The following is a 12,510-nucleotide window of genomic DNA, read 5'->3' as shown; positions in this document are numbered from 1 at the left end:
GGGATGCGCATCGACGTCATCACGATCTTCCCGGAATACCTCGCGCCGCTCGAGCTCTCCCTGATCGGCAAGGCCCGCCGCGAGGGCCTGGTCGACCTCCAGGTCCACGATCTGCGCAGCTGGACCCATGACCGCCACCGCACCGTGGACGACACCCCGCTGGGCGGCGGCGCCGGCATGGTGATGAAGCCCGAGCCCTGGGCGGAGGCCTTCGCCGGCGTCCGAGCAGAGGGCCAGGAAGCCCTCGGGGCCGACGTCGAGCCCCTGATCGTGTTCCCCAACCCTGCCGGCGCCCCGTTCGCCCAGGCCACTGCCCAGGAATGGTCCCAGTGCGAGTGGATCATCTTCGCGTGCGGACGCTACGAGGGCATCGACGAGCGGGTCTACGAGCATCTCGCCGATATCGGCTGCGAGGTCGCGCTCGCCTCCCTGGGCGACTACGTGCTCAACGGGGGCGAGGTCGCGGTGCTCGCGATCACCGAAGCGGTGGTGCGGCTGGTCCCCGGCGTGGTCGGCAATGCCGAGTCCCTGGTGGAGGAATCCCATTCCGACGGACTGCTCGAGTACCCCCTCTACACCCGGCCCGCGAGCTGGACCGATCCGCTCGGGATGGTCCGGGAGGCACCGCCGATACTGCTCTCCGGCGATCATGCGAAGATCGCCGCCTGGCGTCGGGCGCAGTCCCTCCAGCGCACCGGTGAGCGCCGCCCCGACCTGCTGGAGTGACACCGCCGCGGGCGGGGATCCTCCGCGCGTGACGCAGCCGACAGATCCGGGCGCTGTGACCAGCGGTGACGAGACGCCAGGGGCTTGCCGCAGCGGGCCTCGCGCTGGCAGAATGACCTCTTGTGCGTACCGCGCGCCCCTCTGCCTCAGGGGAGGGGCGCAGCAAGCGGTCGGGATGTTCCGTGGCGATGGGAGTCGCCGCCAGAGTCCCAGCACACCGGCACGGGGAGTCCGCTCCCCGCCGGATCGACAGTTCATGACGGGCCTCCCGCCTCTCGGGAAGCGCGACGAACGAAGCTGTCCGACCTGAGGCGGAGGGCTGGAGAAGCACTATGCAGAAGCTCGATGAGCTCGACAAGGCCTCGCTCCGCGAGGACATCCCCGCATTCCGCGCCGGCGACAACGTCAAAGTGCACGTGAAGGTCATCGAGGGCAACCGCTCTCGTATCCAGGTCTTCCAGGGCTACGTCATCGGCCGCCAGGGCCACGGCGTGGGCGAGACCTTCCGCGTCCGCAAGATCTCCTTCGGCGTCGGCGTGGAGCGCGTGTTCCCCGTGCACGCCCCGACCGTCGACAAGATCGAGGTCGTCACCCGCGGCGACGTGCGTCGCGCGAAGCTGTACTACCTGCGCAACCTCACGGGCAAGAAGGCCCGCATCAAGGAGAAGCGCGACTTCTCCTGATCTCAGGCATGTCCGGAGACAGTATGAGCAGACGGCGGCGGCCCCACCCGGTGGTGGCCGTCGCCGTCTGCGTCGTGCTGCTGCTGGTCGCCGCGCTGCTGGTGCGGCACTACGTCGCACAGCCGTTCCGCGTCCCCTCGGCGTCGATGGCACCGACCCTCGAGCCCGGGGACGTAATCCTGGCGGACCGTGCACAGCGAGGCGCCGCGGAGCGCGGTGACATCGTGGTCTTCGACGGCATCGGCTACTTCGCTCCGTCCTCGTCCGACGGCGACCGCTACTGGGTCAAGCGCGTCATCGCGATCGACGGCGACCGCGTCACCTGCTGCGATCCGAGCGGAGCGATCACCGTGGACGGCGCTCCCCTGGAGGAGCCCTATCTGCCCGCCGGCACGGCACCCAGCGAGATCGAGTTCGACCTGCAGGTCCCGGCCGGTCACATGTTCGTGCTCGGCGACAACCGGACCGACTCCACCGACTCCCGCCACCTGCTCGGGGCGCCCGGAGGCGGGATGGTGCCCTTGGACCGTGTGGTGGGAGAGGCGGACCGGATCGTGTGGCCTCTCACTCGCAGCGGTGCCCTCTGACGCCCAGCATCTGCCGATAGGATCACCGCGATGAACGCGTCCGAAGATCCCCGCCCTGCTGTGTCCGATTCCGCGGACTCCGCATCTGGTGTGGACCGCTCCGACGCCCAGCGCGGCAGCGAGCGCAGGCATCGCCGCCAGCGGATGCCGCTGTGGCTCGACACCCTGGTCACCATGGCGGTCGCGCTGGTGATCGCGGTGCTGGTGAAGACTTTCCTGATCCAGCCCTTCTACATCCCCTCGGCCTCGATGAACCCGACGCTGCTGACGGATGACAAGATCCTCGTCTCCAAGCTCAGCCCCGGCGTGTTCGATCTGCAGCGCGGGGACGTGATCGTCTTCGAGGACCCCGATGACTGGATCCCGGGCGATGCCACCGAGAACCCCACCCCGCGGGTGCGGGTGATGATGCTGCTGAGCATGGTGGGTCTGGCCCCGGACCCCTCGCAGGACCACCTGGTCAAGAGGCTGATCGGGGTGTCCGGCGATCACATCGTCTGCGAGGAGCAGGGAGGGGTGCTCGAGGTCAACGGCACCCCGCTCGAGGAGCCGTACATCAACCCCCAGACCCCTGCCTGCCAGATCGCCTTCGATGTCACCGTCCCCGAGGGGAAGGTCTGGGTGATGGGGGACAACCGCTACGCCTCCGCGGACTCTGCCTGGCATGAGACCCAGGGGGACGGCGGCTTCGTCGACGAGTCCGACATCACCGGCCGGGCCGAGGTCATCTTCTGGCCCGCCAGCAGCTGGGATCGCCTGAACGACGGCCGCGAGACCTTCGTCGACGTCCCCGAAAAGCCATGAGCACTCCTGCCCCCACCCTGGACCTCGAACTCGCACTGGCCGCCCGGTGCGGGCCCGGGCGCCGCATCGTCGTCGGCATCGACGAGGTGGGCCGCGGTGCGCTCGCAGGTCCGGTGGCAGTCGGCGCCTGCGCCCTCGAGATCATCGACGGTCGCACCGCACCACTTCCCGACGGCGTGCGGGACTCCAAGAAGCTCACCGCCCGGCGCCGCGAAGCACTGGTGGAACCGGTTCGCGCCGCTGCTGCCGGCAGCTCCGTGGGATGGGCGAGTCCCGGCGAGATCGATGAGATCGGCATCATGCCGGCCCTCACCCGTGCCGCGCTGCGCGCCCTCGAGGCCCTCGAGCTGGAGATCGATGCGATCCTGCTGGACGGCGACGTCGACGTGCTCTCCGTCGCCCTGAGCACTGCTGGTGCCCCGGTGCCGCTGGTGGAGCTCAGGGTCGCCGCGGACCGCGACTGCGCGAGCGTCTCGGCGGCCAGCATCCTGGCGAAGGTTGCACGCGACGCATACATGGTCGAACTCGATGACCAGGCGCCGGACTACTGCTGGGCCTCCAACAAGGGGTACGGCTCCGCCGTGCACCGCGAGGCCATCGACCGGCTCGGCGCGCATGAGCATCACCGCCACAGCTGGCGACTGAGCGCCAGCGTGCCCCCGCTGCCGCCGCGGGTCCCCCTGCGGTCGCTGGACCCGCTGCCGCCGCGGGCCCCGTCGGCCCCTTGGACCCCTCCGGCGTCGACGATGACGGGACGGTCCGAGCCAGCGGTCGTGAGGGCAGCCGCCTCGACCTCCGCCGCTGGCGTACTGTGGGACGACGATTGGCACCTGTACGAGGGGAAGGAGCGTCGGTGAGCGCCCAGGAACTCGAGAACTACGAGTCTGACCTCGAACTCCAGCTGTTCCGCGAGTATCGCGATGTGGTCAGCCTGTTCACCTACGTGGTCGAGACGGAGCGCCGGTTCTACCTCGCCAACCAGGTGGACCTCCAGGTCCGCTCCGGCGGCGGCGAGGTGTTCTACGAGCTGCGGCTGGCAGACGTCTGGGTCTGGGACATCTACCGCTCCAACCGGTTCGTCCGCTCGGTGCGGGTGGTGACGTTCAAGGACGTCAACATCGAGGAGCTCAACAAACAGGACATCTCGCTGCCCTGAGCTGAAACGGGCTGAACCGTGCAGCCCTGGTTCGTGCCCCTCTGAGCCGGGCAGACTGGCCCGCTCCGGCCAGGGACCGTTCCTCCACACCCCTCGGTCATCCCCAAGATCTGTGCCCCGGTACCGCGCTCGCTGATCTCCCACCAGGCTGACTGGCATGAACAGCCTCGTCACAGACCCTGGACCCTCGGCAGAGCGCCGTCCAGGCCGCACCCCTCGCCCCACCGCGTCGACAGCAGCCGACGGGCCCGGCATGCCTCAGATCCCGGGTGCTGCGGCGCAGCCGCCGGTGATCGGCCCGGTCGCCGCCCCTCAGCCGCGGCGGGTCCGCGACATGTCCACCCGGGAGCTCGGAGCGGCGGGGGAGGACCTCGCCGCAGAGCACCTGCAGGCCTGCGGATGGCAGATCGTGGAGCGCAACCTGCACCTGCGCCAGGGCGAACTCGACATCGTCGCCCTGGCCCACACCACACTGGTGTTCGTCGAGGTCAAGACCAGACGCTCCTTCGTCACCGGGGTCCCGCAGGCCGCCGTCACCCCGGACAAGCTCCGACGACTGCGCCGCCTCGCCGGCGAGTATCTGATGGAGCGCTCGACCCCGCATCGAGATGTGCGGATCGATGTGGTCGCGGTGCACGCGCATCTCGACGGCACCTTCTCCCTGGAGCATCTCGAGGCGGTGTCCTGATGGGACACGCGCGCACACTCTCCATCAGCCTCACCGGCCTGGAAGGGACCCTGGTGGAGGTCGAAGCCGATGTCTCGATCGGGCTGCCAGCCTTCTCCCTGGTGGGGCTGCCGGACTCCTCGACCCTCCAGGCCCGTGAACGCGTGCGCGCCGCCGCGGCCCGCAGCGGGGTGCGGCTCGCGTCCCGCCGCATCACCGTCAACCTCACTCCGGCCTGGCGGCCGAAACGCGGCTCGGGCTTCGACCTGGCGATCGCGATGGCCGTGGTCGATGCCCAGGGGGACCTCCTCCACCATGTGCCCTCGGACACCGTGCTGCTGGGGGAACTGGGTCTCGACGGGCGCTTGCGCCCGATCCCGGGCGTGCTGCCCGCCCTGCTCGCAGCCCGCTCCCTCGGAATCACCCGCGCGATCGTCCCTGAGGAGAATCTGCCCGAGGCGCGTCTGGTCGACGGGCTCGAGATCGACGGAGCATCTGACCTCACCAGCGTCCTGCATCGCTACGGTGCCGATGTCCCGCCCTCTCCACCGCGAGAGCCTGTCGCGCCCATGCCTCTCGAACCGGTGCTGCGTATGGACAGCGGGCATGCGACGGACTTCGCCGACGTGATAGGCCAGGCCCAAGCGAGGCGGGCTGCTGAGGTCGCCGCCGCCGGCGCGCATCATCTGCTCCTGACGGGCCCGCCCGGAGCGGGGAAGACCATGATCGCCTCCCGGATTCCCGGGATCCTGCCGCGGCTCGACGATGCGGACTCTCTGGCCGTCTCCGCGATCCATTCGCTGGACGGCCGCTTCGATGCCCGTGCCGGGCTGCTGCGCGCCCCGCCGTTCGAGAATCCTCATCACACGGCCTCGACCGCGGCGGTGGTCGGAGGAGGGGCGGGACTCGCCCTGCCCGGTGCGATCTCCCGCGCCCATGCCGGGGTGCTGTTCCTCGATGAAGCACCGGAGTTCCCGTCGCGAGTCCTGGAGGCGCTGCGCGAGCCTCTCGAGACCGGGGACATCACCCTCCATCGTGCCCGCGGGGTCACCCGCTACCCGGCGCGGTTCCAGCTGGTCCTGGCGGCCAACCCCTGTCCCTGCGGGATGGCCTACGGCAAAGGGGACCGCTGCCGCTGCACTCCGCTGCAGCGACGTCGCTACCTGGCGCGCCTCTCGGGACCGGTGCTGGACCGGATCGACATGCGGGTCGAGGTCCGTCCGGTCGATGTGCACCGCGTCGACGCGGAGCCCGCGGAGCCCAGTGCCGTGATCGCGGCCCGGGTGGCCGCAGCTCGTCAGCGACAGCTCACCCGTTTCGAGGGCCGGGCGTGGACCACCAACGCTCACCTGCCTGGACCGCTGCTGCGGAAGGAGTTCTCCCCGGACCCCTCCGAGCGCCGCCTGCTCGACCATGCCGTGGCGCAGGGGCGACTCACCTTGCGTGGGCACGACCGCGTGCTCCGACTGGCCTGGACCCTCGCCGACCTGGCGGGCTTGCAGCGCCCCACCGCCGAGCACATCGGCCTTGCCCTCACCCTGCGCGAAGGAGAACCGCGATGACCACCCCCGAGACACCGCAGAGCGTCCCGGACCGGTACGGAACTGCGGCGGCGGCCGAGCAGGACCGAGCTGCTCGGATCACCTGGTCGCTGATCGCGGAACCCTCCGATGCCGTCGCCTCGCTCGCCTGCACTGTGCTCGGCCCCGCCGCAGCGCTCGAGCTGGCCCGGCACGGCAGCCCAGAGGATCTGCACCGTGCGCTCGGCGGCCAACTGCCCGTCCAAGCCTCGGAACCCGCCCCAGGAACGAGTCGATCACGAGCCGAGCGAGCGCACTCGAGGTGGAATGCCCGGCTGGACACCATCGTGCTCGAGCAGGTCCTCGAGGACGCTCGGCGGCGAAGGATCCGGATCCTCACCCCGCAGGACGACGAATGGCCCGCCGCCTTGGACGATCTCCACGAAACCCGTCCGCACTGCCTCTGGCTGCAGGGGCCGGGCTCGCTCGGCCAGCTCGCCTCCGCACGGTGCCTCGCTCTGGTGGGCTCGCGAGCTTCCACTCCGTACGGCGAGGACACCGCCGGTTCCCTCGCTGCGGCCTTCGCCGCCGGCGGCGGCACCGTCGTCTCCGGAGGCGCCTATGGGATCGACGCCGCTGCTCACCGCGGCGCGCTCGCTGCCGACGGTGGAGCGACCATCGCGATCCTCGCCGGGGGTCTGGACAGACTCTATCCACGTGGCAACACCGATCTCCTGGAACGGATCCGGGACCGGCACCTGGTGCTGAGCGAAGCACCCCCGGGAACGGCACCGACCCGCTGGCGGTTCCTGGCCCGCAACCGCCTGATCGCAGCCCTCTCCCAGGCGACAGTGGTGGTGGAGGCCTCCTGGCGATCTGGAGCGCTGTCCACGGCTCGGCTGGCTGATCAGCTCTCGCGACCGGTCGGCGCCGTGCCGGGCCCGATCACCTCTGCTGCCAGCGCGGGCTGCCACCGGCTGATCAGGGAGCGTGGGGCGGTGCTGGTCACAGAGCCCGCGGATCTGCTGGATCTGCTGCCCGGCGGGCCCGCCGCTGGGGAGGGCAGCTGGGCGGTGCAGGACGAGCTGGACCTGCTCAGCCCCGCGGACAGGAGGGTGCTGGACGGGGTGCCCCCGAGATCGAGCATCACCCCGGCCCGGCTCACGGACGAGATCGGCTTCACCGCCGCGGAGGTGGAGGCAGCCCTGGCGCGGCTGGAACTGCTGGGCCTGGTGATCCGGACGGCGGAGCGAGTCAGGCGCGCCCGTCCCGCGTCCTGACGCTCACGCCAACACGCCCTGTCTCCCCAGACGACCTGCCTCCCGATGGATGCACGACAATAAGAGGTATGAGCACCGAGCCCGGGCACGCAGAGGATTCCGTCGTCGAGGACTTCGTCGCGCACCTCTGTCTCGAGCGAGGCCGTTCGGAGCACACCGTGCGCGCCTACCGCCAGGAGATCGCAGGGCTGGTCGAGCATCTGCGGGACGCCGAACGCATTCCCGTGGCCGAGCTCGACGTCGCAGCCCTCCGCTCCTGGCTCGCGGCGAGGGCAGAGACCGGGGCCGGTGCGAGCACACTTGCGCGGTCTGCGGCAGCGGCGCGCACCTTCACCTCCTGGCTCGCAGCCACCGGACGGATTCCGCACGACGTCGGGGGGAGGCTGCGCGCGCCACGCCGAGGACGCCATCTGCCCACCGTGCTCACGGGCGACCAGGCGGGGGAGCTGCTCGATGGGATGACGGCACCGGAGCCCTCCTCCGAGCGTGGAGACGTCACCGCAGTGGACGCCGCACCCCCGGATCCGGTGGAGCGCGCGGTACGGCTCCGCGATGCCGCGGTCCTCGAGCTGCTCTACTCCTCCGGCCTCCGAGTCTCCGAGCTGGTCGCCCTGAACCGCTCCGGCATCGACCACGCTCAGCGCACCGTGAGGGTGCACGGCAAGGGCGACAAGGAGCGCATCGTCCCGGTCGGGATCCCCGCGCTCACGGTCATCGAGCGGTGGCAGCGGGACGGTCGACCGGTGCTGGTCGACGCTGCTGGTACGGCTCATGGTGCCGACGATGCACTCTTCCTCGGTGTGCGCGGCGGGCGGCTCGGAGATCGCGCGGTGCGCACCTTGGTGGACCGCCATGCGTCGGAGGCGGGGATCTCCCGGCACATCTCGCCGCATACCCTGCGGCACAGCGCCGCCACCCATCTCGTCGAAGGCGGAGCAGATCTGCGCAGCGTGCAGGACTTCCTGGGACACTCCTCCCTCGCGACCACCCAGATCTACACCCACGTCAGCGCCGAACGGCTGCGCCGGACGATCGACCAGGCCCATCCTCGCGCCTGAGACGCGGCCGGCCAGGCGATCGAAGCCTGCCGCTCATGCCCGAGAAGCGGGCCGTGGGCCGAGTCGGTGGCCGTGCACCTCACCCTCCGGGAACAACGGCTCTCTGACGTGTTCCGACGTTCTGTCCACCCCGCCAGGAGGCCCGGCGGGCACGACCGGAGCAGACGTCCTGCCGTCGGGGCTCACGTCGGTGACCATCGCCGGCTGAGTGCCGCCGCCGTCACCGGAGCTGCCGGGCCCACCGGAGCTGCCGGGCCCGCTGGAGCTGCCGGGCCCGCCGGCCCAGGGCAGCAGGACGCTCGGACCACGGCCGCCCAGCAGGAGCATCGGATCCATATAGTCCTCGCCGCGTCGTGCCCCGAGGTGGAGGCAGATGGCGCCTGGGCAATGAGAGAGCTCCGACCCGCCCACCAGCGTGCCGAGCTCCGTCCCTGCCACGACCTGCTCGCCTGCCGCGACAGTCCCGGCCACCGGTTCATAGGTCGAGAGGAGGCCGTCCGCATGCGCGACGGAGACGACTCCGCGACCGGCCACCATCCCGCTGAACCTGATAGTGCCCGGAGCCACCGCGCGCACCGCAGCACCCGCGACCGGCGCCGCGATATCGATCCCCCGATGGCCGGGACCATAGCGATGCTCCGGGGCGTCGAAGGGGGCGATCACCTGATGCGGAGGTGGGAGGGGCCACTGCCACGGCGGCGCCTCCGCGCGTGCTGGCGTGAAGCCCACGAAGAGCAGCAGACACACCATCCCCACACGCAGCGCAGCCGACGGTGACGGGGCGGGCGGAGAGGAGGCCATGAGCGATATCCTCTCCAGCGGCGACCGTCGGCTGCCTGCGAGCAGCGTGCGCTGTGGACGACGCCCGACTGTGGAGGAGCCGTCGCCCGCCCTCCCCACGACGACCCCGCCAGGTGACGCACGACGCGCTCGGGGAGGTGGCGGCGTCGGATAGACTCCTTCCAGCATCCGGTCCGTCCGGATGACTTCGCGTGCCCATCAGGGCTCGCCGGTCAACGGTCCTCGGCTGTTCTCGCACCTCGTGCGCGGAATGCTCGGAGGCGGCCGGCACCCGGGCACCAGGCCCCACACCGTCCGGTCGTGGGGGAACAACCGAGAATGCAGGTCCTGCGCGATGACCGCGGACGCCCACGGGCGCGCCGCGTGAGCCCAGGCCCGGAGAAACAGAGGCATCATCATGGCAGTTGTCACCATGCGCCAGCTCCTCGAGAGCGGCGTCCACTTCGGTCACCAGACCCGTCGGTGGAATCCGAAGGTCCGTCGCTTCATCTTCACCGAGCGCAACGGCATCTACATCGTCGACCTCATGCAGACCTTGACGTACATCGACAAGGCCTACGACTTCGTCAAGCAGACCGTCGTCCACGGCGGCTCCATCCTGTTCGTCGGCACCAAGAAGCAGGCACAGGAGTCCGTCCAGGAGCAGGCCACCCGCGTGGGCATGCCCTTCGTGAACCAGCGCTGGCTCGGCGGCATGCTCACCAACCTGCAGACGGTCTCCCAGCGGGTGAACCGCCTCAAGGAGCTCGAGCAGATCGACTTCGAGGATGTGGCCGCTTCCGGCCGCACCAAGAAGGAGCTGCTGATGATGCGCCGCGAGCGGGACAAGCTCGAGAAGACCCTCGGCGGCATCCGCGACATGAGCAAGGCGCCCTCGGCCCTCTGGGTCGTGGACACCAACAAGGAGCACCTCGCGGTCGACGAGGCCCAGAAGCTCAACATCCCGGTCGTCGCGATCCTCGACACCAACTGCGATCCCGACGTGATCACCTACCCGATCCCGGGCAACGACGACGCGATCCGCTCCGTCACCCTGCTGACCCGCGTGATCGCGGACGCCGTGGCGGCCGGTCTGCAGGAGCGTCACGCCAAGAGCACCGGCGGCGAGAAGAACGTTTCCGCCGTCGAGGCCGAGCCCCTGGCCGAGTGGGAGCAGGAGCTGCTCAAGCAGTCCGAGGTCCAGCAGCAGGACGCTCCCGCCGAGGAGTCCGTCACCGCCGCCGAGGAGACCCCGGCTGCGGAGGAGACCCCCGCAGCCGAGGCTCCGGCCGAGGAAGCTCCCGCCGCGGAGTCCACCGAGGAGAAGTCCTCCGAGACTCCCGCCGCCGAGTGACCCGCGGGCCCGGGAACGACAGCGTCGCTCCCGGGCCCCTCCACGGGGAGGCGCAGCGCCTCCCCGCCCCTCCCGCAGCAGCTCTGACAAGGAAGAGGAACATGGCTAACTACACGGCAGCAGACATCAAGGAAATCCGCGAGTCCACCGGCGCGGGCATGCTCGACGTCAAGAAGGCGCTCGATGAGGCGAACGGCGACAAGGTCAAGGCCGTCGAGCTGATCCGCGTCAAGGGTCTCAAGGGCATCGCCAAGCGCGAAGGCCGCACCGCCTCCGAGGGCCTCATCGCCGTCGACATCCGCGACACCGACGGTGGCCAGACCGGCACGCTCGTCGAGCTCAACTCCGAGACCGACTTCGTGGCCAAGAACGACAAGTTCGTCGCCCTGGGTGACGAGGCTGTGGCTGCGGCCGTCGAGTCCGGCGCCTCCGAGCCCGAGGACCTGGCATCGACCCCCTTCGGCGAGGCCCTGACCAACGCCGGCGCCACCATGGGTGAGAAGATCCTGGTGCGTCGCATCGGTCGCGTCTCCGGTGAGTCCGTGTCCTCGTACATGCACCGCACCAACAAGGACCTGCCCCCGCAGGTCGGCGTGCTGGTGGCCACCGACAAGGCCGGTGCCGAGGTTGCCCGCGACGTCGCGATGCACATCGCTGCGTTCACCCCCACCTTCCTCTCCCGTGATGAGGTCCCCGCGGACCAGGTCGCCAACGAGCGTCGCATCGCCGAGGAGACCGCGAAGAACGAGGGCAAGCCCGAGAAGGCGATCGAGAAGATCGTCGAGGGTCGCCTGAACGGCTTCTTCAAGGAGAACTGCCTCCTGGACCAGGCCTTCGCCAAGGATCCGAAGAAGTCCGTCGGCAAGGTCGTGGAGGAGGCCGGCGGCACCATCACCGGTTTCGTCCGCTTCCGCGTCGGCAGCTGACCACTCCGGGGCCGGGCCTTCCGGGCTCGATCCCCTCGGCCGCGCGTGAGCGTCGCCACCGCCCTGCGGCCCCGCACCATCGGTGCGGGGCCGCACCGGTATCATCACCCAGGACCCAGCGCGGAAGGACCGACATGACCCAGACGTTCACGTCACCGATACCCGTTCTCCCGAAGAGAGAGGATGGGCGTCGCGTCCTCCTGAAGCTCTCCGGAGAAGCATTCGGTGGAGGCGCCGTCGGCGTCGACCCCGACGTCGTCTCCCGAGTGGCGGGTGAGATCGCCGAGGGCGTCGCCCAGGGCATCGAGTGCGCCATCGTCGTCGGGGGCGGCAACTTCTTCCGCGGCGCAGAGCTCTCCCAGCGCGGTATGGATCGGCGCCGTGCCGACTACATGGGCATGCTCGGCACCGTGATGAACTGCCTCGCCCTGCAGGACTTCCTCGAGCAGCGAGGAGTCTCCACCCGTGTGCAGACCGCGATCGAGATGGGACAGGTCGCTGAGCCGTACATCCCGCTGCGCGCCGTCCGCCACCTCCAGAAGGGCCGCGTCGTCATCTTCGGCGCCGGCGCCGGGATGCCGTACTTCTCCACCGACACCGTCGCCGTGCAGCGTGCGCTGGAGATCGGCTGCGAAGAGGTGCTGATGGCGAAGAACGGGGTCGACGGGGTCTATGACTCGGACCCGCGGACGAACGCCGACGCGCAGAAGCTCGATCACGTCACCTACAACGACGCCCTCCAGCGCGGACTGAAGGTCGTGGACTCCACCGCCTTCAGCCTGTGCATGGACAACGGACAGCAGATGATGGTCTTCGGACTCGACACGCCGGGGAACATCACTCGGGCGATGCGCGGAGACCGGATCGGCACCGTCGTCACCAAGTGACATCTTCCCGGCGTGCCACGGTGCTTCGCGGCGCCGACACACCGGGAGCTCCGCACTCCGCAGGCCTCGCCCAGGCCTTGAC

14 protein-coding genes are annotated in these 12,510 nt (G+C 70.0%); 13 read left to right on the top strand and 1 reads right to left on the bottom strand.

Features of this window, described 5'->3' with window-relative positions; genetic code table 11:
* Positions 1–3 precede the first annotated feature (3 nt).
* The 10 genes from trmD to Q0937_RS03905 all read left to right on the top strand — a co-directional run bounded on the left by trmD (position 4) and on the right by Q0937_RS03905 (position 8,481).
* On the top strand, positions 4–726 hold the full coding sequence (gene trmD / locus Q0937_RS03950) for a tRNA (guanosine(37)-N1)-methyltransferase TrmD (protein WP_299299965.1): 723 nt from the start codon (positions 4–6) through the stop codon (positions 724–726).
* Positions 727–1,058: 332 nt separating this feature from the next.
* On the top strand, positions 1,059–1,409 hold the full coding sequence (gene rplS / locus Q0937_RS03945) for a 50S ribosomal protein L19 (RefSeq protein ID WP_299299963.1): 351 nt from the start codon (positions 1,059–1,061) through the stop codon (positions 1,407–1,409).
* 23 nt (positions 1,410–1,432) lie between these two features.
* Complete coding sequence (gene lepB, locus Q0937_RS03940; protein ID WP_299299961.1) at positions 1,433–1,996, top strand: signal peptidase I; 564 nt, start codon at positions 1,433–1,435, stop codon at positions 1,994–1,996.
* Positions 1,997–2,026: 30 nt separating this feature from the next.
* Positions 2,027–2,800, top strand: a complete 774-nt coding sequence (gene lepB, locus Q0937_RS03935) for a signal peptidase I (RefSeq protein ID WP_299299959.1) — start codon at positions 2,027–2,029, stop codon at positions 2,798–2,800.
* Positions 2,797–3,657 carry a ribonuclease HII gene (locus tag Q0937_RS03930; protein ID WP_299299957.1) on the top strand — a complete coding sequence of 287 codons (861 nt, stop codon included), beginning with the start codon at positions 2,797–2,799 and terminating at the stop codon, positions 3,655–3,657. Before lepB (Q0937_RS03935) ends, Q0937_RS03930 begins: the two co-directional genes overlap by 4 nt.
* The gene (locus Q0937_RS03925) at positions 3,654–3,956 is read left to right on the top strand and encodes a DUF2469 domain-containing protein (RefSeq protein WP_012804628.1); all 303 of its coding nucleotides are present in this window, start codon (positions 3,654–3,656) and stop codon (positions 3,954–3,956) included. Before Q0937_RS03930 ends, Q0937_RS03925 begins: the two co-directional genes overlap by 4 nt.
* 253 nt (positions 3,957–4,209) lie before the next feature.
* Positions 4,210–4,644 carry a YraN family protein gene (locus Q0937_RS03920; RefSeq protein ID WP_299299951.1) on the top strand — a complete coding sequence of 145 codons (435 nt, stop codon included), beginning with the start codon at positions 4,210–4,212 and terminating at the stop codon, positions 4,642–4,644.
* Positions 4,644–6,185: a YifB family Mg chelatase-like AAA ATPase gene (locus Q0937_RS03915; RefSeq protein ID WP_299299949.1), complete on the top strand. Its 1,542-nt coding sequence runs from the start codon at positions 4,644–4,646 to the stop codon at positions 6,183–6,185. The genes Q0937_RS03920 and Q0937_RS03915 overlap by 1 nt, the downstream gene beginning before the upstream one ends.
* Positions 6,182–7,423: a DNA-processing protein DprA gene (gene dprA / locus Q0937_RS03910; protein WP_299299947.1), complete on the top strand. Its 1,242-nt coding sequence runs from the start codon at positions 6,182–6,184 to the stop codon at positions 7,421–7,423. Before Q0937_RS03915 ends, dprA begins: the two co-directional genes overlap by 4 nt.
* Before the next feature lie 68 nt (positions 7,424–7,491).
* Entirely contained in the window at positions 7,492–8,481 is a 990-nt protein-coding gene (locus tag Q0937_RS03905; protein WP_299299945.1) for a tyrosine recombinase XerC, read from the top strand.
* A gap of 33 nt (positions 8,482–8,514) precedes the next feature.
* Here the strand turns inward: Q0937_RS03905 and Q0937_RS03900 are convergent, their stop codons facing one another.
* Complete coding sequence (locus Q0937_RS03900) at positions 8,515–9,282, bottom strand: peptidoglycan DD-metalloendopeptidase family protein (RefSeq protein ID WP_299299943.1); 768 nt, start codon at positions 9,280–9,282, stop codon at positions 8,515–8,517.
* Positions 9,283–9,679: 397 nt separating this feature from the next.
* Between Q0937_RS03900 and rpsB the strand changes: the two genes are divergently transcribed.
* The 3 genes from rpsB to pyrH all read left to right on the top strand — a co-directional run bounded on the left by rpsB (position 9,680) and on the right by pyrH (position 12,428).
* Positions 9,680–10,615, top strand: coding sequence for a 30S ribosomal protein S2 (rpsB, locus tag Q0937_RS03895; protein ID WP_299299941.1), 936 nt, complete (start codon positions 9,680–9,682; stop codon positions 10,613–10,615).
* 101 nt (positions 10,616–10,716) lie between these two features.
* A complete protein-coding gene (gene tsf, locus Q0937_RS03890) occupies positions 10,717–11,541 on the top strand; it encodes a translation elongation factor Ts (protein ID WP_299299939.1) in 825 nt (274 codons plus the stop codon).
* A gap of 134 nt (positions 11,542–11,675) precedes the next feature.
* Positions 11,676–12,428 carry a UMP kinase gene (gene pyrH / locus Q0937_RS03885; protein WP_299299937.1) on the top strand — a complete coding sequence of 251 codons (753 nt, stop codon included), beginning with the start codon at positions 11,676–11,678 and terminating at the stop codon, positions 12,426–12,428.
* Positions 12,429–12,510 lie beyond the last annotated feature (82 nt).

Source organism: uncultured Brachybacterium sp., from assembly GCF_947500705.1.
In the GTDB taxonomy this organism is placed as follows: Bacteria; Actinomycetota; Actinomycetes; order Actinomycetales; family Dermabacteraceae; genus Brachybacterium.
This window is presented reverse-complemented; position numbering and strand designations above follow the sequence as displayed.